The organism is Emticicia sp. CRIBPO (assembly GCF_009905725.1).
Classification (GTDB): domain Bacteria; phylum Bacteroidota; class Bacteroidia; order Cytophagales; family Spirosomataceae; genus Leadbetterella.
The window spans coordinates 244,508-267,264 of record NZ_JAAAKV010000009.1 but is presented as its reverse complement, the minus strand read 5'-3'; the positions used below and the strand labels follow the sequence as shown (position 1 = coordinate 267,264).

The following is a 22,757-nucleotide window of genomic DNA, read 5'->3' as shown; positions in this document are numbered from 1 at the left end:
CGGCTTTGTTGAAGGAAAAGTGGTGGTGGAGGAATAAATATTTAGTTTCTGTCGGTTGCAGCCCGGAGCCTCAAGGCCCCGGGCTGGCAATTTATTCAAAATGCTTCAGCAATTCTGTGATGCGGGGGCTCTCGGAAAAAACAAAAACCAGTTCTTTTTTCGGAATATAATCCTCGTCATCTTCCGAGATATCTTCCTGGGGCTCCATCCATCGCCAGTCTTCGCAGGTGGCATCGAGAAGGTCAAGGAGGGTAAGTATTTTATCCTGGTTGCGTTCACTGGCCAGGAAAGACTCTGAGTTAATGATCTGAATGGCTATTTTCTCATTTTCTATCCAGGAAAGATCGTTCAATAGTTCGTCGAGCGAATCCAGGTTGAAGCCGAAATAGTCAGGAAATTCGAGGGTTTTAGCCAGAACCTCATAGAAATGTCTGAGGGTGGTTACTTCTTTACCATCGATGACGGCAATGCTGTAATCTTCAGGAAGTTCGGGCGTATTGGTGATGATCAGATTGTTCATATTTGTTATCGTTCGGGAATTTCGGTAAAACTGCGGTAATGATCACGGGTATAATAGACCCTGTCATTATTTCCGGTTACGAGCCTTTCGGCACCCCTGTTTTTGCCTTTGGTTTTAGGATTGACATCCCATTCCTGGTATTTAATTTTTCTGCCGTTTTCTGATATGGGCAAAAGTTTCTCAAAATTACCAAATTTCCTGCCGCCCACATAGCCTGCAGGTGCTTTTCCGTTGGCTTTTATATATGACAATACCCTGTAAACCTTCTCAGGGATTTCCCTTTTTGCTAATGCATGTTGAGAAGAAGCAGCTTCCGGGGCTTTTTTCTCCAGCTTGCTTCCAGGAGAGCTGCAAGCCAGGAAACCAAAGACCAGAAACAGGACAGCAAAAAAACGGGCGAAACGCATATGTATCAGTTAATAGAAAAAGCAGGCACTTTCAATACAACCCCGTTATGGAACATCAGCTCAGTGATAGAATAATCCATATAATCAATCAACGGAAATTCATTCAAGATGGTGATGACGTCGTATTCGGTCTCTCCGTTGACAATGCACCAAAGCTTACGCCTGTCAAGAGACAAGGAATAAGAATGAAGTTTTTCTGTTTCAAGCAGCCCGTTGATCACCTGGCGTTGCTCAGGGATTTTGATGATGAAATCTTCCGGAAACGGGTCAGGAAGATTGATTTCTACCATATACTGACTCATAGGCTATGCTTTTATTCTTGACAATATCTTAAAAAATAATGGAAAAACGAATTTTTTTCACGGAATTGTATGGGCTGGTGTAAAATCCCGGGACATGTTAATAACGCTTTTATGTTTTTTTTCTTTTGCTGGTCTGTTAATCAATGGTTTAGCCGGGTAGTTGAAAATGTGTAAGTAAACAATCCTGCAAACCCCGTAATCCTGTCAAAAAAAAGACCGGTCGGGAAATAATTTATTTTTTTTATGTTTTGATCGATTTTAACCTGGGTTAAAATTATTGTCATGGCTGTGGGGGACCTTTGTATCAGAAATTTAAACAAAAACAAATTAAACTGATACAGCCATGAAAGCGAATCAAACCAAAACCGTCGTATTTATCACAGGAGCATTTGTAAGTCATGAAGGATGGAACACCTGGAAAAGATATTTTGAAGAAAAAGGCTACACCGCCTATAACCCTGCCTGGCCTTACAAAGATGCCCCGGCACAAGTGCTGAGAGACAGACAACCCAACGATACCGACCTTGCAGACCTTACCCTGGCCAGACTGGTAGACCACTACGCTGACTTTGTGAAAAATCTCCCTGAAAAACCGCTGATCATCGGTCACTCACTGGGCGGACTGATCACCCAGATACTTGTCAACCGCGGACTGGCTGCCGGAGCTGCCGTCATCCACTCAGTACCGCCACAAGGCGTTATTCCTTATGAATTTACATTCCTGAGAGCAGGATATAAAGTGCTGGGTCTGTTTACATCGATGAAGAAAACCTACCTGATGTCACTTTCAGACTGGCAGTATGCTTTTACCAACGGGATGTCGCTGGAAGATCAGAAAGCCTCATGGGAAGCCAACACCATCCCCGAATCCAAAAGGGTGGCAAGAGGCGGACTGACCTCACAGGCCCATGTAGACTTCAGCAAGCCTCATGCACCACTGCTTTTTGTGGCCGGTGGTAAAGACCAGATCATCCCGTCGAGTATCAATACCCGTAACTTCAAAGCCTACAAAGACAAAAACTCAGTGTTGGATTTCAAACTCTTCGAAAACCACAATCACTTCGTAGTAGGCCTTCCCACCTGGAAAGAAGTCGCCGATTATATCCTTGACTGGGTAGGTAAGCATTGAGTTAGATAGATATCTAATAGGAAAATCCCCGGGGAGTAATTGCCGGGGACTTTGTTGTTTTTTGACGATGAGTGAAGAATTGCTTTGTTTTAAGATTGTTGTCTGTTTACCAGGAATTATAATCAGATGGCTTTGAAAGCACCCATTTGCCAACAGTAAAGGTATATTCAATATTTACTTTTTGGCTGTCCAGGCTTTTAATCTGATTTTTGTTCCTGTCAAGCCCCTTTTCACAATAATTGAAAATCATGCCTGTAAATGAAATGGCATGAGTGCTTTTATCATAATGGTAATCAAGTCTTTCAGGTTTGTATTCAATGCACTCATCATTCCTGAAATAGCCTGTCTTCAAACCATATTTACCTTCGGTTCTTGAATCCAAAGCGAGGGTTATGTCATTATTGTTTATATGGTAAATGATGAAATATTCAAATTCTCTGTAACTGTAAATCCCGCCTATCATCTCTTGATTGTTGATTTTATAAGAATCTACGAATTCAATGGGAATCAGAAATGATATATCGCTTCCTTCAAGGTAGATTACTGAGTAGGAATTTTTAAGCATATTCGGGTAGCTGCCATTTAACGAGATTTTGAAAATAGTGGCAGAAGTTATTGAGTCATTTATCTCTTCGATGTTATACTTAGCATATCCATGAAAATAATATTGATCAAGCCATTCTCTTATAGCTTTTTGCTTATTCGATTGTTTTTTAAGGCTTATGGGTAATTTCAGAACCTCTTTTTGATTTTGCAAAACAGCCTGGTCCTCGTTTTTATGTTTATTACAACTCATAAAAACTAGCAAGAATAGCGAAATATAAAGTGGTGATTTCATGTGATTTATTGAGCGGTTGTTTCTGACACATTTCTGTGCAAGTTACTTTTTAAGCTTTCTGAAAAAACATACTTGTACTAAATATTTTTATGTCACGGCCAATGTTTTAAATCGAAGATTAAACAAAAAGATTATCAACGTATAAATACTCTCAGGAAATCCGTTTAGTTTTAGGTAGTCACTTCTTAAAACCAAATACTTATATGAAATTTTTATCCGTACTTATTTTATCTGCCGGGTTATTTACGCAGGGTCGTCCTTTGCATGCTCAGCAAAAACAACAGCCGGTGGCTTCAAAAATTGAGAAAGTAACGATCTTTACCAGCGGTGCCCAGGTGACACGTAGAGCCAAAGTGAACGTCGCCCAAGGCAAGACCGAACTGGTTTTTTCGGGCATTTCTCCCAATATAGACAAACAAAGTATCCAGGTGAAAGGGGAGGGGAAGTTTACCATCGTTTCGGTGGTTCACCAGGTCAATCATCTTAATGAACAGAAAAAGAGAGAGGAGACCAGTGTGTTGGAAGACAAAAAGGAAGACTTAAAACAAAAACTGATTTTTGAAAGAAGCATGCTGGCGGTATTCAAAAATGAAGAAAATATGCTGATCAAGAACCAGAGCATCGGGGGTAACAACACCGGGTTGAAGACTTCGGACCTTAAAGAAGCGGTTGATTTTCAACGCAGCAGGTTTACAGAAGTACTTCTGAAGCAAAGTGATCTCAACCGTAATATCAAAAAGCTTGACAGCATGGTGTTGAAAATAGATAGCCAATTAAAGGCCCTGAATCAGACCAAAGACCTTTCTACCAGCGAAATATGGGTAACAGTAACTTCAAAAGAGAATGTCGCCGGGTCATTTGAGGTGAGTTATTTTGTAAAAGATGCGGGATGGTATGCTACTTATGATCTTAGGGTAGAGGATATTGCCAGTCCACTGGATTTGTCTTTCAAGGCTAATGTTTTTCAACACTCGGGAGAAGACTGGAAAGACGTGAGCCTGACTATTTCCAATGGTAATCCTACAGAAAGCGGGATCGCCCCCCAGTTGAAGCCCTGGCGTCTGGGATTTGGTTATCCTGAAAATGAAATTTCAGAAATGCTGAAAGGAAGAATCGCCGGAATGGCTGTTTCCGGTTTGTCTGAAGTAAAAGGCAGGGTTACCGACAAAAGTACAGGAGAAGCACTTCCGGGTGCGTCTATTCTCGTTGCCGGTACCAGCATTGGAACTTCTACTGATGTATCGGGCAATTACACCATTAAACTTCCGGTTAATGCTCAGAGTCTGAAGTTTAACTACATCGGTTATGAGCCGCAGGAAGTGCCGCTTACAGGGGCTCTCATTAATGTAGGATTGGTCCCTGACACCAAAAACCTCTCTGAGGTGGTAGTGACCGGATATGGTGTGCAGAAAAAAGGTTTGTTAAGAAACAGGGCCACTACTTCTTCGATACCAGTAGAAATAGAAGAGACTTTTCAGGCTACTTCAGTGAGTTTTGAGATTGAAATGCCTTATACGATTCCGAATGACGGCAAAACCTATAAAGTGGATGTGAAAAATCAATCTGTCCCGGCTATTTACGAGTACTATGCTGCCCCGAAACTGGAAAAAGAAGCCTTTCTGACTGCTAAAGTTACAGACTGGCAGGAGTTTAATTTGCTGGAAGGTGAGGTTAACCTGTTTTTTGAAGGGGCTTATCTTGGTAAATCCGTATTGGATGTGAGAAATGCCGGAGATACGCTAAACATTTCATTGGGCAGGGACAAAGGCATTGTGGTGGAACGTAAAAAGCTGAAAGACTTTACTAAAAAGCAGTTTATGAGTAATTATAAAACCGAAAGCCGGGGTTATGAAATAATTGTGCGGAATAATAAGAAGCAAGCGGTTAATATCATGATTCAGGACCAGTTCCCGGTATCCACCCAGAAAGAGATCAGTATCGAAGAAAAAGAATACAAGGAAGCAGAGCTTAACCCCACCACCAAAATACTGACCTGGAAGCAGCAGGTCGCGGCTAAACAGGAAAAGAAATTCAGCTTTGTTTACAGTGTCAAATATCCGAAAGATCAGGTGGTGGTGCTGGAGTGAGGTAATTTGCAAGATATTATTTATGAAGTGTTTAAGTTGTGGTTTTGGGTTTGGTGATTCAACTCAGTCAGACGTATTGACTTTTACTTCCAGGTCAGGACCTTCGTGGGCTTAAATTGAATTAAAGCAATGCCTCTTTAGAGCCCTATTATTTTAGTATCATAAATAGAGTAGTGAGAGAGCTTTTATATTTGTTTTTGAAAATTCGCTTATCTGAGGAGATTAACCTCAAACGTTTTTCTGACAGATTCACCATTAAAGTTTCTGAAAGTGAGTATTACAACATATGTACCTGTGGGTAGTGGATTCGATAGGTTATTTTTATATCCCCCATTCCATTTTGGACTATTCTCGTTCTGCTCGAAGATAACATTGCCCCAGTGGTCATATACCCGCATCAGTATTTTGTCGGGATAGTAGGTGAAAACTTCCAGCTCATCATTTTCGCCATCGTAATTGGGTGTAAAAGCAGTGGGCATATAAACGGGCTCGGCACCGTTATTATCAACTATTATTTTTACTTCTTCTTTCATTGTACATCCGTCGGTGTTGATGGCTGTCAGGTAATAGGTAATGCTATGTTCAGGTGTTACAATGGGGTTTGGAGCATTGTGATCATCAAGGAAATCATCAGGATGCCAATGGAAATACAAGCCGGGAGCATTTGATAAAGAAGTAATCTGGACAGGTTCATTCTTCCTGATGGTTTTTTCTTTTGGTGTAATCGTCAGGTCAAAGGGCTTGTAAACTTCTACAATTCTTCTGACTTCGTTCTTACATCCGGAAGGTAATGTGTAGGTATATGTTACCGGGTGTCTGCCTATACCGGCTGCGTATGGATCAAATTCATTGTTTTGGACAAACATACCGTCGAATTTCCCGTTGGGAGGCGTAGCATATAAAATCAGTTTCTTTGCATTGGACTGACAGACAGGATCAAGAGAATCAAAGCGGATGGCTGGTTTCGATTCTATGATTACCTTGTAAGGATTTGAAGTTTCAATGCAGCCATTTTTATCTGTTACTTCTACTCTGTAATCACCTGATTCTGTAGTTTTTAGTTTTGATGTATTTGATGCAGGTAAAATAACGTCCTCTTTTTTCCATGAATAGGTGTAGTCCGGGCTGTTAGTAGTCTCCAGTTCGATCACATCCCCTATACACCCCGGGTAACTTGTCTTGGGATCGGGTAGGGGAGTGGTAAGACTGTTGCTGATCAGTATACTGTCTTTTTCTGCTTTGCATCCAGTACCTGTTTTAGCTGCGATAGCATAATACCATCCCGGTTTATTGACCGTGATCTTGTCACCCTGACCGAATGCTGCTTTCTCATACACCCAATCGAAGACAAAACCCGCCAAAGGGTCAACGCTCAAAGTAACATTGTCAAAATTACACATACCCGGCTTATCGGATCTTATTTTAGGTTTCGGTACCGCCGTTTTTAAGTTAACAATCTGCGAAGTAGTATCGCTGCCACAATAAGACTTTAAACTCTTGAAAACACGGTATTCTCCGGGTTCGGTCGCTAAGAAGGTTGCTCCATTAGCTCCGGGAATGCTGAATCCGTCCAATTGCCATTGATAGTGATATACCGATACGATGTCTATGGTCAGGGGAACCTGCTCGCCTGGGCAAAATTCGACTTCGGATACAAGATTTCCTTTGTATTTTATGTCTGTGACAGGTGTTGGGTTGGTACTGCACGATACTACCGGAAGTTGAAAGTCATGGCGGACCTGGCCCATTTTTTTGCCTGAACGATAGTCTTCTATAACTACACAAAAGAGAAAAAGACCATCATTGTTTGTCTTGAGACTCATGACCCCTGTTTTACTGTTCATACTTAAAGGCTGGCTTCCGCCAAAGGGAGAGGCAGAACTGTATCCTGAAGACCATGTCACGGTTTTATATGGAGCCGGCTCTGGCTTTAAGCCGGCTGCGTCTTGTGTTGACATGCCCTTGAGAGGCGTCATTACACTATATTTCATTTCATCTGCATCATCGTCAGTGGCTTTGAATGTGTACTCAAACCTTTTGTTCCTGCAGATATAATCTCCGTTGAGAATTGGAAAGTCGGGAGTGGCGTACTGGGTTAGTTTCCCGTTTACTTTAAGCGGTGGGAATTCTGTATAAAAAATCATGGCTTCGTTGCCTGGGTCTACAATGTTGTCGAGTGTTTTATTCCGGCAACACCGGTCATAGACCACGTAATAACCTTCCGGATCGGTGTAGTCATCCGGATTCAGAATGTTCGCTTCAAAATGATAATCGTAGACCTGAATACTGAATTTTCTCAGGTTGGCACAGGCGATGTTTTCGAAGGCAACGTCCTGGTTCTTGCGGAAGGTAACAAAAACACCATCCATTTCTTTGTTATCGCTTTTCCTGAAAATCTTTAACGGGACTGCATAATTTTTCATGCTGTAGTCATAATTAACCGGTGCCGTAGTAATGTCAACATACAACCTTAGGGAAAAGAAATACTGTCCCTTCGAAGGATCATGGGTTTTGAATCCGATGTATCCTCCGAAGATATGGTCTGCATAGGCAGGCAGGCAGGCAGACAATAGTAATAATATGACAAACAGTTTTTTCAATTCATCCGCAACATGATATTTTCAGATGGTTATTTTTTAAGGAAGAGCATTCTGATAACGATACGACTTGATCAGGTTTCCGTCTTTATCCCTGATGTTGGCCAGCCTGTTAAAACCATCGTATTCATACGTTTCCTTGATCCTGTTAGGGCTGGTAATTTCTTTTACGCCTATCAAAGGATCATACAAAAGTGAGCGGATATGGGCGTTAGGTAAGGCATCCCTTAATACATTTATTTTGGTTCTGATAAGTGTTTCATCTGTCACAGTATGAAAATACGTAAGGCTCATGCCATTGCTTGTTAGTGCACTGCTGGTCTCAGCGAAGGTGGCATTGGTAATCTCCGCGATTGGGAGTTTTCCTCCATACCCGTAAATATAGGTAGTATGTCCGAATGGGCTCCCGCTGTCGTCTACACCGTAAACCGTAGCCAGGTTATTGGCACTGTCATATTCCAGTTTACTTTTTAGCTTATAAGCAGCTCCCGGGATAACATTGGCGGCATTGAATGGCACAGTTGTCGGAGCTGTGACCTCTAGTTTGTAACTTTCAACCGGTTGGCCTAATGCATTATATTTAGCTATACTTCCATTGATAAGTGGTCCTGATGCATCACCAATGGTTGTTTTATTTTCAATCACCACTCCTGTGATGGAGTTGTTTTTCAATCCATTCAGGGAAGCGTCTGTGTAGTCTCCGGGATAGGTCATGACATTACTTAAAATGGTTCCGTTACTTGAAGTAGTGGTTTTTCTAACCAGGTTATGATGTTTGATTGAAGAAGGAGGCTCCGGCAGATAGAAATAATTTACAGTAGTGCTAACCGGAGGATTATTCCTGTTGTATAGTGTCGTGGTGGAGGTTTTTATTGTGTTCCATCCGGTATTTACTGCAAATCTGACATAATGAATATTCAAATAACCATCAGCCAGCGGTTCTAAATTGTACACCATTTGCCAGATAGCTTTGGTGTTGTTAGAATGATTTACTGCTACATCAATATACGTGTTGTTGGTTTCGCTTAATAATCTGTACATGGGTTGATTAGATCCATTAAGTCCATCAAATTCAAACTCCTGGATAGAAGTCAAACTGCCATTTTGAAGATTTTCAAAACTGGGAGGAGCACTGGGTGTATTGACAAAGCCTTGTGAGTTTGGATCTGGGATTTTGTTGACTAAATTTATAAATTGATATGAGCTCTTTCCCGTTTTACCCATATCAGAGTTTTCTCCTTTTATCACTTCGACTTTATCGTAACCAATAGTTGTAGAAGAATTAACACTGCTTAGCGGATATATAACATTACCATATCGATAAAGCTTTGGGAACATCGTTGTAAGGTAGCCACCTAAAGGGCCACAAACAGCAAAAAAACTTTCAAATTTTGAACAATTTGGATCAGGAGCCAGTACCCTTCTTGTTGTAAGACAAAAATTTAAAAGAAAATTCTTGACCGGAGACATTATTTTCCCTCCGGAATAGACATAGTTGGTCGAAGTTGTTTTTCCAGTTACCTGATCATGGTCAATAGTTTTGGCTATCCTGCAGCCGCCACCTTTCTTGATAGTATTGTCCTGTGTGTCCATATATTCGTTAGATTCAAAATCAAACTGAGTTGAGCCACCGGTAGGATAAATTATCTTATATAAAATACCTGAGACTATACTGGCAGGATCACTGTTTCTATTGCTCCCCGAAAATATATTAGATGGAGCAATAACCAGTTGTGATGTCTGATTAGCTTCATTATAGTAATAAATACCTTGGTTATCCCATTTTACTTCAGGGATAAAGCTAAATAAGTTTCTGATATTTCCTATCGGATAACCCCACAAATCTACGTTATAAGAAGTTTTTTTAGGAAGAACAGAGTTGTTATAGATTAATTCATATTTGAGACTTTGTCCGGTAAATGTCGTATTAATATTTTTAGTTGCAACGCTCTGAAGCCGGAGCCTTTTCTCCGCTTTATCTGAAAGGCCAGTTAGCCATAATCCATAGTTTGTTGGTATTTTTGAATTAAAGGTCGGCCTGGTATCTGTCGATGAATCATAATAGTCGTGATTGAGCTCGACTTCTTTTATTAATTTCAGATCCGGAAAAGTTTGATAGACCTTGATGTATTTCAATCTTTGAGCATTTGTTAGATCTGCTCGTGGGAGATTATCTCTTTCAAAAAGAATGTAACCATTTGAAAAGCTTATCTTAGATAAATAGCGGATTTTTTGTAAAATATATGAAACTATTTTTCTTCCGTTGTAAAGGCTTGAAGATGCACACCCGCCAGAGCCTAAATCTTCAACCTTATATTCTGATAGATCAGGGATCTGAATAATCCAAGCAGTCTTGGATACATCATTCTCTGCAGATCCTGTGTATTCGAATGTTATTTTCTCCCCCGACGGAGTTTCTATTTTTTCCAGAAACCAACAGGTAACGCTATGATAATTGTCATCAGATGAAGCTATGTCAAATTGAGCCTCCCCTCCATTTGACAGGTCTGTATTTATGTCTGCTTCAATTGTTTTCGAAGCAGTTTTTTGAGTAAAAAAAGAGTCTGAGGCACTTGCGGAATCACCAAATATGTATTTTGTGCCATTCGCCAACGTGATGAGCCAATGCCCCATGGCTTTAAATGAGCCGGAATCCGGAAAATATTCTATTTTAATATCCTGGTGTTCTAAGGCTTGAAAACTATTGCCCGTCGGAGTTTTTACAATAATGAATTTTACTGTTAAAGGGCCACAGTTTGCATAATATAGATCAGAAGCATAATCTGGAGCATCATTTTCAGTGGTGTGAAAATCATAAATGTCAAAGTCTATATTGGATATATTTTTTTTTAGCCCCGGTATCTGAGAAATTACCAATGGTCCGAATGCCGCGGCATTAAACATAAAAGCAGGATTGTTGTTAATATTTGGATTGCTAATAACGCCCTCACTGAGAGGATCAACAGGATGCTCACTATAATTAAGGTTATAATATCCTCTTAAGTTAAAATCGTCGCTTCCACGGATCGTCCTTACAATAGCCCCTCCTGCATTAAGATTCCAGCCGAGTCCAACCCAGGATGCTTCTTCTTTTACCTGGATACCGGCGGAATGATAAGAAAGTGAAATGTCAAGAGAGGCGTCTCTGACGCTGATGTTATGAATGGGAATGGAAATGGCCGGGAGACCGTTGTAATGTCCAACCGGAAGGTTACCATATTTTCCAATAGAACCTGCCTCGGGGGCTGGTGGGACGGTTCTGGGAAATATTCCGGTTTGGCTATACGCTGTCTCGAAAATGATTAATGTGAATAAGAATCCAATTATTTTTTTCATGTTTCTTTCTAAGGTAATTTTCATGAATCAAAAGACATGCCCGCTCCGAGGTTATCAATAGCTACCCCCTTATATAATAAAAGCGTGTCTTTATAAATTCCTGGTTAGCTTACATTGACTGATTTAATAAATAGCATTATTGTAAAATCAAGAGGCTGAAATGCATACAAAAGATAAAATAGGTTGTACTTTTTTCAATCTTTTTTTAATTTTAATTATATACGAAATTTGAAGTTTTTTTTAGAGAAATCAAAATGTTTTTTCAGGAAATGTATTCTGATTTGGAATGAAGTGTTTGGTATACGTTTATTTTTTGAAATAGATATCAGGTCTATTTATCCGGATATACCGGAGTAGAATTTCAAAGCATATCTGAGCTTTTTTACGATTTTCTTTTGTAGAGTACTTTATAAGGACCTCCTCTTACAGGGATATTCCGGAAAATCGATTCTTCCCGGCAATGAAAACGACCTTCTGTCTTTAAAATATGGACCAGAGTCATCCAGTTTCATTTCTTTCGGTCTGGTCTTGGCTATCTGAGCATAATGTGAATAGTTTATTACTTTGGCAAGATGTAACATCCCTTTATTTATTTCATAATGGAAGTGGATGTCGGTAAATTCATAAAATCTTTGTGCAAGTGTACCAGTGTCATTTTTCTTAAGGGTGATTTTACTTCATCGGCGTCTTATTTGATGGTATGTGGAGAGCATTCGGTATAACCTCCTCCCCAAGTTCCAGTATAACAAGGGTTGAGATTGAGGAATTCACAGGAATGGAGCAATGGACTCAATAAAAGAATAAGAAGAATTCTAGTTACCATATTTAATTATAGATAAGTTAGAAGTTAAATACGAAATTTGGAGTATGTTTCTTGCAGAACAAAATTTCTTTGGAAATTGTGTTCTGATTAGGAATGAAGTAGCGAGTACTTGTCTATATTGCTGTCAAATAAATCATTATTTTAAGAGAATTGCCTGTTAGCTTTATTGTTACCATAGGATAGAATTTTTGTCGGTTCAAGTTTGAAAGTATCATACTGTTATTTTTCCTTAAAGGTGCACTCCGGAATTTTGCTAGTCGAAAGAGCCGACTGGTCTAAAACTAATACTTCTTCGAGGTTATTAATCATTAATCCAGAGCATTTGAAATTGCATTTTACTTTGTCATTTTCTCTGAAAAAATCAAAAGAAATAGAAGGGGTTTTATTTTCTTCCTCTGGAGAAATATAAATACCTGTAATCTTATACAAACTATCTTTATATATTAGTATTATTTTACAACCGTATCCTAAGTTAGGAAAGGATTTTGAATATCCATTTTTGTAAATATATTGTGGTACAAAATTCTCACCACATATTTTGATTTTAATATCATTTTTGTCAATAGTATTGGAAATCCGGACAGCAGGTCGATGCCGTTTATTGTAAATTATAATAGTTAATATTATTAGCGATAATATTAACAGGGCTTTTTTGGTGAGTTGTTTCATTTTATCAATACGCCATTTTTAAAAGTTTTCATAGGGTACATACCTAGAGATATAATTTTTGAAACAGGGGTCAGATTTTCGTATTTTTGAGAAACAAAATAAGTATTGTCTCTATTTGATCCAGTCGGGTTATAGAACAAATTTTTACGCTCAGAAACATATGCCGAATATGGCTGGCCAGAAACTTCTACATTTCTGAAATTATCAAGTTCTGAGATTCTTTTTCCAAACGGATTTGCGAAACCAACTGCACAGGTATTACACCCATAAAAATTTATACTTGCTCCATTTTCTTTGAAATTGAAGTTTATCTGTGACCATCCGTCATCAGACATTTGAAACCTATCTTGCGGATTTGAAGAAGCAGGGTATTTTTCATTCGGTAATCTGCCAATTGGCCCATCTATTGCTGAAGCATGTGACCAAATACTTACTTCTGATGTTTTACCATATTTCTCACCAAACTCGCTTAATACATTATTTGTAAACTCTTTTAACTGCTCAACTTTGTCATATCCTACTATAACAACTTTGTCTTTTTTCGTATTAAAGTTTTCACTTTTTTCAATTTCTTTTCTTCTTGTTTCAGCTGCTTTTCTAAATTCCTCACTCCCTTTTCTTTCGTTATTAGCATAAAACAAAATAATGATATCTTTGCCGTCTGGATCAATTATTCTTAATGGGTTGTTTAATACATAATTGTATGGTGATACACCAATGTATTTTTCTGAAGAAGGATCAATCCCTCCCCATCTCCCAATCACCGCATCATACATCCTCGCTCCATAATCATACAAGCCCGCATCTGCCACAAACTCTTTTCCATTGTACTTGTACCGATCACCCGGAGTAAATTTATCAAATTGATTCGGACTTGCCAAAATTTCTTTTTCAATATTTACACCCCAGGGGTCGTACTGAAACTCGTTGGTGACCACTAAAGGATATGTCTGGGAAGCGTTGGTGGCATTTTCCCGTTCAAGACAGCGGCAGGATACCCTGCTGTTGCCCAGGTGGTCTTTTAAGGTGAACTCATATCTGCCAAACAATGCAGGGGCGGTAGGGTTAACAGCGGGGTCGGCTTTAAAGGCTTTTAATTGTTCTTTAGGCAGCCATCGTCCTTCAGCTGTACCGGTAAATTCAATGACGTTGTCTGCAAAAACGGTATTACCAATATAGTCATAGCTTTTGGTAGAAGTGGTCATTCTGACTTTAGAGCCCCCGGCAGTGTAAGTGTACTGGTTGACTATAATGTTATCCTTTTTAACTTCTCTTACCAAACCCAGGGCATTGTAAGTGATTTCCAGCCCTTTGTTATTGTCCGTTTTCAGGCTTCCTTCAGTATAATAGGTATAATCATTGGTACTGTTTGAGGCATCATCTTTGAAGTAATTGGTGTTCGGATTGCCCCCGATGTCACTTACGCCTATGAGGCGGTTGGTTTGAACAGAACTGCCGCTGGCCAGGTAGTTGTAGTTTAGTTTGTCGATGTAGACGCCGTTAATCAGGCGGTGCAGACTCTTGATATTCCCGTTTTCATCATAGCCCATTTTGCCTGATTCCGCCCCTTCCAGTTTAAAAATGTTCGGAGTGGCTGTGTGGCCGAGACTTGAGCCGTTAAGCCTCTTCTGTGCATCATACGTAAATGTATGGGTATAAATTGGTTGAGCTGTAATGGCGTAATTGTCCGTATGGAATCCTGTCCGGTAGGCGGAACGATAAGTCTGAGAACTGATATTTCCATCACCTGCGTAATTTAGCGTCATGGCAAAAAAGTCAAACTCACCGGCATTCGGAGTCATATTCTGGGGGTTGTTCATTCCGCTCATCCAGCCCCGGATATTGTAAGTGAAATCTACTTTCTGAAGGTCACATCCCAGGGTTTTCCGGCTGAGTTCTCCCAGGTCTGAGTAGGTATATCTGCCGATGGGTTGCCAGCCATCGTTGTTCATTTTCTGACAAATGGCCGCTACCCTGCTTCCTTTATCAAAAGTTTTATTCTGGTAGGTGATGGTCCGGCCGCTGTTGTTTACTTCTTTATAAGTGCCTTCTTCCCTGCCTGAGAAATCCAGTTCTGTCGAGGTGTAATCCAGCTCACCCTTATGGTTTTTATTGGCGATCTGTATCAGTCTGTTTTTCTGATCGTAATAAAGCGTGGTCGGATATATTCCGGAGGAGAATGATCCGTCAGGGAGCAGGTTTTTAACCCAGCCTCCTACAGAAAGTCCGGTGACGTTGGTGTTGGCTGAAGGTACTCCGGCACCCTGGGCAGAGGTATAAAACTTACTGCTTTCGTAAGGAGCATTGTTGCCCTGCATGTTGGCATAGCTGTCGTAATAGTTTCTGCTCACTTCAGTGCCGTTGATCTTAATACTCACCACCCGGTTCAGGTTATCATAGGTGGTTTCTGTTGTAATGTTCTGACTGTTTTTCTGGTCGTTGACTGTCGAGAGCCTGTCGCGGCTGTCGTATGTCATACTGACAATGTTGGCTCCGGGAACTCTTTTTCTGCCGATCAGGCCTTTTGCATTATATTCATATTCAAAAAGCAGGCTGTTAAAGTCGCTGGCGGCAAACAGGGTGAAACTGGAAGGAACGATGACAGAAGCCTTTGGGGGAATAACTCCTACGAGCTGCATCAGGTCATTATAAACATAATACGTTTTTAAGCCGCCTACATCTTTCAGGATCACTTTGTCATCAAAATCCTTGTACTCAGTGGTCGCCAGAGCCGGACTGACCGTGTTGTCAGTAGTAATGGTTTTATAGAGCTTTCCTTCTGAGTAAGCACCTTTGGACACCACACTTCCGATAACAGTAAACAACTGTACGTTGTCGGCTGTCGTATTAGTCCCATACGCTATATTAACTAAGTTGCTTCCAGCCACATCCTGACCCGGAGCAGTTTGTTTGACCGGCCTGTTCAGAGGGGATGGTTCAAATTCTGTTTGTGAATAAGCCAGATTAGTGGCACTGCCGTTGAGATTAAGTTTATTGTTTCCTGAGTTCTGATACCAGTTTTTAATGTCATTTATCGCGGTACTTACAAAAGCCCCGTTGTTAGACGCTACAGGGTATGGCAGAAAACTGAGGTTATTTCTTCCAAAAATGTCATAATCATTTGCTGCGACGAGGTCATGGCCGTTGTTGGATGATTTAACGTTGATCTTTTGAAGTGGACGGCCAAGGCCATCAAAATAAGAGATGGTTTGCAAGCCTTCCGTACCCGCAGAGTTAAGGTAGACGGTTTCGACGACATAGTTCTTTCCGGTACCAAAGCTGCTCACCAAAGTATTGTTCTGTGTACTTATGCTGCCACAATCACCTTCACATTCACAAGGAGTGCTGGTCGCCAGGATCTTATATTCTTTAAAGCACGTTCCTCCGGGGACAGTAGCCGTTACCCGGTAAGTTTTTTCTCCCTCACTGGCAGGTTTTATGTAAACAGGACTGCCACTTACTGACGTTGACCCTGCTCCCGAGGTATTGGAGGTCGGGTAGTAATCATTTACACCGCTACCGGTAGTCCACGAGTAGCTTCCTCCTCCTGAGGGATAGGAAGGAACTACTGAAAGCATGATGCTTTGTCCAAGTTTCAAAGAACCGGGCACTTCGATCATATTGGCTCCTTCTTTGACTTCAAAAGCACAAAGCGGAGGTTGGCCGGCCACTTGTACGTATTTGGAGATTCTGTTTTCGGGTATTGTTTGTTTGGGGATACCGTTTGCCTGCCACTCCAGTCTCACGAAGCTGCCGCTCACCCATTGTTTGTGGAGAATTTCAAAATAGTACTTCTTGCCTCCGACCAGAGTTACTGTGGTTTCAGCAGGGACAAAATGATGCCCGCCGTCACCTCCGTTATCCTCCTTAAGCAAAACAGTTGTTTTAGCTGACGGGTTTTCTGAATCTGAGGTTGGGCTTATGAATAATTCGGCACTGTTATCTGCTGTCAGATAGAGTTTATAAGTTGCTTCACCTTGTATAGGCGGGCAAATATAACCACGTGTCCTTGTGGCATAGTATTCTTGCCCGCTTCCTGAATTAATATATAAACCAGAGTTGGTAAGGTCTATAAAATTAAGATAATCAGCAGCTTGCCCCTGCATATACCGGATGTCTTTTGTGAAATCACTTACATTGTTTCCCGGAACATTATTCCATCGTTCAAAAGTGATGTGCTTGTCCATATTACAGACTAAAGGAGCTATAACCTCACAGGAAGTGGTGTCAATTCTGAATTTCTGGTTGTCATTGCCTTCGAAGTAATATTGCTGAAGGAACCCAACGCCATCTACATCAAATCCCCTGCCATTGTATGGGTGAGAAATCCTATAGGTATTATCTTCCGGCAGATGTTCAAGATACCATTCATACGGCATGCCTCCATTATCTGCCGTTGATTTTTTAACGGATTGTACATAATAGACATTGTTGGCTGTTACATTGAATCCCGATGATACTGAGACAATTCTGAACCGTCCGTAATTTGCCGGAATGATCTGCCATTTCTGATTACTTTGATTAGTGAACGGTCCCTGGTAAATGAAAGACCAGTCTAAGTTATTTTCGACATAAAGAGCGTTTCCTTCCCCGGCATTTTTGGCTGAAATTTTGGTACACGCTACTACTCCCGGAATAGTAATCGTTCCGTCTGCACAATTGATGCAATTCAGACACCTTATTTTATAGGTGGTAGTAAACTGGGGAGAAACAGTTATACTGTTTCCTGTACCCACCACTTCTGTCCCGATCAGCCACTCATAAATGGGAGTAGCTGCCGAACCCCCTGTAACCTGAATAGTTACCGGATCATTCGCCAGCCTGATGTTGCTTGTCAGATTGGTGTAAGGAGCCAGTTCGCAAAAAGGCGAAAGGAAATTGGATGGAATAGGTAGTTGGGTCCATGTCTGACCCGGCACTTGCCAGCTTACAGACAAGTTGTCTCCTCCGCCATCGTCTTTCAGAAGGGCTTCAATGTAGTATTTCGTGTTGGCTGTAAGAACAATGCCGGCAGATTTCTGCGTTCCATAGACTTCATATTGACGGGAAGGGGTCCAGCCTCTGTGGAAAGCAATCATCTGTTTATTTTGCCGGTCATCATCTGTGCTTAGCCAAAGTTCTGAGTGATCATCTCCTGCCACCCAGAAATAGTAAGTACCGGTAACCGGAGGGCATATGTATCCCCTGATTCTTGCTCCGTAAGCATCGGCAATATTTGCCGGCCCTTCAAACCCGTTAGTAAGAATGAGAGAAGCTGTCGGAGCCAGCTTGTACGCGTGATTTTCAGTCAGATTCGGAATCGCTACTCCGGGAATGCCTTCCCAGCGATCATAACTGATGGTTCCCACATTCTGACAAGGGCATATGATTTCTATATCATTACCTGGGGAAGAAATACAATCCTGGGCATTGGGGTCTTCTGCAGCCATTTTTTCTTTGATGGTGACTCTGTAAATACCTTCAGGGAGTAAAGGTATAGTAAATTCGCCACTGGCATTCGGGGTAACGGTAGTATAAGCAGTATATTGAGAGTAAACGTTTTCAGGACTTTTCTTTTCGAGTTTGTATTGAACAACAAGTCCGGTAGTACGGTTACACACTTTGGCTACTATTGATGATGTTCCCGCCACACAAGGTACGATCGTGGTGGTGAAGGTAATGGCACATACGGGATAAACAGTAACTGGTGTCGAAGCTGTAGTCGAGCAACCCTGTGAACTCGTACAGGTTAATGTGTACTGACCAGAATTATTTAGGCCTGCTGAAGTAATAACGGGATTCATGGCACTGGATACAAAGCCATTAGGGCCGGTCCATTGTGGTGTTCCACTGCTACATGAACCTGTTAAATTCAGTGCCTGACCTACTTTGGGGTAACCATTGTTGGTAGGACAGGCACTCCCGGTTGTTGCCGCAACAAAGTTAGAAGTAGCAGTAACAGTTGGTCGGCTGTTTACGGTTACCGTAATGTTTGAGCTATTAACGCTTTGGCATGACGGGCCTGAGCTGTAAATACACTTGGCATAATATTGTGTAGTGGCGGCTGGAGAAACTATCGTTGCAACCTCCTGGTTGTTTGAGGCCTGGTACCATTTGATGGTGTTGGAGCCGCAGGAGCCGTCGAGCGTGACACTTTCGCTAAGGCAGATTGTTTTATTGACAGTGCCGGCAGGAGGAGCTACGTAAATAAAAGTCACGATTAGGTTTGCTGACTCAGCATATTGGTTGACATTACAGTCTCTTACGCACCTGCCTTTCAGGTTATAGGTTATTTGTGAGGAACTTGACAGCGTTCTGGGATTCGTGGTTACTCCATCAGACCATTTAAAACTGTAACCACTGGCACATGAAGAGCCGGAAATCTGAACATTGGTTCCTGTACATACACTGGTTGAATTGATGGGCACACCGGTGATGCTCACAGTGGGAGCAATAGTTCCAACGCTTACAACAGCGGTGGAAGTACATAGTCCTGCATTTTGTGTTTTAATGTAATAAACGCCCGGATTGGTGTAGACTCCAAAAGAAACAGACCCGGGGAAGGGGCTGGATGTCGTATAATAGTGAGTTGCCTGCACGACCCCGTTCAGGATCAGTTCGGCTTTAGCGATAGAACCAGCTGATGCCACATAGGTAATTCCTCCGTCACACCCTATTCCTGCTCCTGTAAGCACCGGAAGATGGTTTACAGTCATGGTAGCTGTGCTGGTTACCGTACACACACCGTTATTTATGTTGAGGGTGTAAACACCGCTGTTGTGTGCGGCAGCATTGGGTATGATGGCAGGGACTGATACTCCCCCTTTTGTCCAGGTATACGTCTCTCCGGCTATTGTTGCCGATTTTTTCAGGAAAAGTGTGTCCCCCTCGCAAATAGCGGAGGTCAGAGCTGTCGTAGTTGGAGATGCAACGGTATTGATGGTTTTATTTGAAGAGACGGTACAAACTCCATTGGTGCAAGTGGCAGTGTAAGTGGTCTGGGTAACCGGACTCACCGTAATACTTTGGGTGGTGGCCCCGCCCGGAGCCCATGAAATAGATCCGGTGCCGCAGGCCGCAGCAGTTAACGTAACGGACTCTCCAACACATATGGTATTCTTAGAACTTGTTACTGTGGGAACATTGGGTGTTGTTTTTCCTGTAATGATGATATAATTGGAGTTGGTCGTTACGCATTCAGGTTTGGTGTTGCTGCGGCACATGGTATAATAATTAATGCCTGAGGTATTGTTTACTGTGACGGTGTTGCCGCTACTCCATTCAATATATCCGGATGAGCAGCTGGCCCCTCCTAAGGTAATCTGAGCACCCACACAAGCTTCAATGAACTTGTAATTAGGATTGCTGCCGGATACCAGTGTCCCTCCGGAAACTGTGACATTGGAAATGTCGGGAACAGATGTTGGTGAAACATAAGTAAATGGTCCTGTGATTTGTACCGTGGTGTTAGGGCCATGTACGCAGCGTCCCCACAAATAAGTATTTGCAGTTATGGTATGGGTTGAAGAAATAGTGTTGGCAAAGTTGGCATCAGAACTCCATGTAATTGCTCCTCCTGAAGGGCATCCTGAACTACCTAAACTGACCACGTTACTGCAATTGCCCTGAGAAGAACTTATCTGGAAATCAAAGCAGTTCCCTGAGTTACTGACGGTTTTTTCATCTGCTACAGACCCGCAGGCATTTTGGCAAACCACCCTGTAGACGCCTGCAGCGGCGTTATCTCCATTAGCAATGACACTGTTGTTTTTAAACCAGGTTACTGTTCCGTTTGAACATCCTGAGTAAGACAGATTGGTAGTATAGTTACCACAAATAGATAGATTTCCATTAATACTTACGGATGACGGAGCGGAGCCGCTTGAGCCGATGTATTTATCGTCTACTGTAAATCCACAATTATTAGAACAGAAAGCGGTATAAGTTCCTTGTCCCACACTTCCGGGGTTGGGAACCGCATTGCCATTTTGTCTCCATTCTATTGTTCCTCCACTGCACCCTGAAACATTCTGATTAAGAGACGTTGTCTGCCCGTCACAAATATAAACGTCAGGACCAGCATTGACCTGGCTCGGGGCTGGGATAGAGTATATTGTATGAGTGGAACCGCCACTTGTTAAATTTGAACAACTGTTATGACTGCAATAGGCTGTATAATGTCCGGGAGGTCCTGTAACAGTAGTTCCGGTGGCGGTAAAGGGGTCAGGGCCGGCTTTGTACCATGTGACTGTTCCGCTGCAACCAGAAGCTGTTAAGGTTCCGACAATAAAAGCTCCGCCACAGATTGCATCTGGCCCTGAAATAGTAGGAGCAGAGGGTGATGCGGCCATCTGTACCGTGATAGTATTACTGGAGCCACTTGTAATTCCACAGCTGCTATTTGTGCAAGTGGCATAATAAGTATTACTCGAACTGACAGTAATCGAGCTTCCTGTAGAACCGTTTGACCAGTTGACGGTTCCTGAGCAGCCGGAAGCTGAAAGGGTAATGCTGTTACAAACATTTATCGGAGATATGGAAGAACTGATGGTAGGTGCGTTGGGGTCCGGTATTTTTGAATAGGTGAGCGTTGAGGAATAATCTCCAACACAATTGTCGGCTCTCTTGATGCACCTTGCGGCGGTGGAGGAAGTTTGAGTAAATGTTTTTGAGGGACTGATGGAACCATCAATGCTCCACTGGATATCATAATATTGATTAGGACAGTTCTCTACGTATAAGACAATCTGACCACAAAAGGACTGCGAGCTGGTAGTTGAGCCAACGACCGCTGTGGGGGTTCCACACCAGTTATTTGAAAAAGCAACTGTTTTTTCTGAAACATTAATGGATTTTGAAAGTTTTGATTCCTTTAAAACAGAGAATGATGTTCTTTTTCCGGATTGAGGCTCTGTTATTGTTCTATATTCTGATCTAAGGTAAAGTTCTGATTTTAATACATATATACTTGTCTGGTCGGCCTGGGCATGAGACCTTAGAAGTTTAAAGCCTTCTTCTCCAGGGTCTCCTTCAAAATATCCTTTAATAGTATAAGTTTTACGAAGGTCTGTTCTGCTCACCGAGCCTTTTATATAAGGAGAATATGTCCCCCCAGTTTGTATAAAACCCTTAGGGAAGAGGATGTTTAAGGTAAAAGCGTTCGATCCCTCGAAGGTAAACATGCTCATCGCATGGACTTCCAGGTATTCGGCTTCAATGCTGATTTCAAATTCTTTTCCTATGATAACAGAATCACTCTTTAAGGACATTGAGAACTTTACAGGATCGAATTCCATGAGTTTGTACAAAGTATAATCAGGTTTGATTAGTCTGTAAGGCACCACCTGCCCTCCGACAGAGTCAGATTTGTAAATTTTTTCAATGCTACCAAATAGTATCGGCTTTGGAAGCGGCTTTACAGATGTTCCGGACTCTTTATTACTAATTTTCTCTATTATTTCATGCTTTCTGGCAACAGCGTTGCCAAGCATGCCGGCTATAATGACAGCCATGGCAATGACCCGGTAAAATTTTACCATAAAAAAAATGTGAAAAGGTTAAACTGGCAAAGTATTTGAACTAATGCAATTCGTATGCCCCATGCCTTGATTTTAAATTGTATACGAATATTACATCTCCGAAAGGAAAATTCAAGAAAACAATGATAAAGATCATTCTGTTTTGGAATAATATACGTAGTTTTTTTTTGAAGCTTAAACCTTACCATTAGATGCACGAAGAAACCAACAAAAAAGTCCGGATGATTTTAGCACAAATTAAACAAGAAAGAGAATCTAAAGGCTATTCGCAGGAATATGTAGCCTATTGTCTAAAAATTAAACAATCAACTTATCAAAAAATTGAATCCGGGAAACTGAGCCTTAAGCTGTCATATCTTCTTAATATTCTTCTTGTTCTCGAATTAGACCATAATAAGATTGTAGCATTATTGAAATAAAGCTCATTTCTGGGGTCAGAAAGGAGTAAAGATCCGACTGGCATTCGGTTAATACGAAACTCATATTTCCGTAGTAATATTACGCTTGCCCTGTAAAGAAGAGGATACAGAC

The 22,757-nt window shown here is 41.5% G+C and carries 11 protein-coding genes; 3 read left to right on the top strand and 8 right to left on the bottom strand.

Annotated elements, in window-relative coordinates; genetic code table 11:
• Positions 1-91: 91 nt before the first annotated feature.
• The 3 genes from GVN16_RS19605 to GVN16_RS19595 are packed head-to-tail and all read right to left on the bottom strand — an operon-like array spanning position 92 to position 1,229.
• The gene (locus GVN16_RS19605; RefSeq protein ID WP_166565629.1) at positions 92-520 is read right to left on the bottom strand and encodes a barstar family protein; all 429 of its coding nucleotides are present in this window, start codon (positions 518-520) and stop codon (positions 92-94) included.
• Positions 521-525: 5 nt separating this feature from the next.
• Positions 526-927, bottom strand: coding sequence for a ribonuclease domain-containing protein (locus tag GVN16_RS19600; protein WP_166565628.1), 402 nt, complete (start codon positions 925-927; stop codon positions 526-528).
• A 5-nt stretch (positions 928-932) separates the two neighbouring features.
• A complete protein-coding gene (locus GVN16_RS19595) occupies positions 933-1,229 on the bottom strand; it encodes a hypothetical protein (RefSeq protein ID WP_166565627.1) in 297 nt (98 codons plus the stop codon).
• Between the two features lie 343 nt (positions 1,230-1,572).
• On the opposite strand from GVN16_RS19595, the gene GVN16_RS19590 reads away from it, so the two are divergent.
• Complete coding sequence (locus GVN16_RS19590; protein WP_166565626.1) at positions 1,573-2,358, top strand: alpha/beta hydrolase; 786 nt, start codon at positions 1,573-1,575, stop codon at positions 2,356-2,358.
• A gap of 106 nt (positions 2,359-2,464) precedes the next feature.
• Here GVN16_RS19590 and GVN16_RS19585 read toward each other — a convergent pair whose 3' ends face one another.
• Entirely contained in the window at positions 2,465-3,196 is a 732-nt protein-coding gene (locus tag GVN16_RS19585; RefSeq protein ID WP_166565625.1) for a hypothetical protein, read from the bottom strand.
• A 203-nt stretch (positions 3,197-3,399) separates the two neighbouring features.
• On the opposite strand from GVN16_RS19585, the gene GVN16_RS19580 reads away from it, so the two are divergent.
• Positions 3,400-5,283, top strand: coding sequence for a DUF4139 domain-containing protein (locus GVN16_RS19580; RefSeq protein ID WP_166565624.1), 1,884 nt, complete (start codon positions 3,400-3,402; stop codon positions 5,281-5,283).
• Positions 5,284-5,492: 209 nt separating this feature from the next.
• Here GVN16_RS19580 and GVN16_RS19575 read toward each other — a convergent pair whose 3' ends face one another.
• The 4 genes from GVN16_RS19575 to GVN16_RS19560 form a co-directional block, all read right to left on the bottom strand.
• Positions 5,493-7,883 (bottom strand): gliding motility-associated C-terminal domain-containing protein, encoded by a 2,391-nt coding sequence (locus GVN16_RS19575; protein WP_166565623.1) that lies wholly within the window; start codon positions 7,881-7,883, stop codon positions 5,493-5,495.
• A 36-nt stretch (positions 7,884-7,919) separates the two neighbouring features.
• Positions 7,920-11,216: a hypothetical protein gene (locus GVN16_RS19570; protein ID WP_166565622.1), complete on the bottom strand. Its 3,297-nt coding sequence runs from the start codon at positions 11,214-11,216 to the stop codon at positions 7,920-7,922.
• Between the two features lie 1,042 nt (positions 11,217-12,258).
• The gene (locus GVN16_RS19565) at positions 12,259-12,708 is read right to left on the bottom strand and encodes a hypothetical protein (RefSeq protein ID WP_166565621.1); all 450 of its coding nucleotides are present in this window, start codon (positions 12,706-12,708) and stop codon (positions 12,259-12,261) included.
• Positions 12,705-22,226 carry a DUF6443 domain-containing protein gene (locus GVN16_RS19560; protein WP_166565620.1) on the bottom strand — a complete coding sequence of 3,174 codons (9,522 nt, stop codon included), beginning with the start codon at positions 22,224-22,226 and terminating at the stop codon, positions 12,705-12,707. Before GVN16_RS19560 ends, GVN16_RS19565 begins: the two co-directional genes overlap by 4 nt.
• 191 nt (positions 22,227-22,417) lie before the next feature.
• Here GVN16_RS19560 and GVN16_RS26360 point away from each other — a divergent pair, with 191 nt between their 5' ends.
• The gene (locus tag GVN16_RS26360; RefSeq protein WP_166565619.1) at positions 22,418-22,645 is read left to right on the top strand and encodes a helix-turn-helix transcriptional regulator; all 228 of its coding nucleotides are present in this window, start codon (positions 22,418-22,420) and stop codon (positions 22,643-22,645) included.
• The last annotated feature ends 112 nt before the right edge of the window (positions 22,646-22,757 follow it).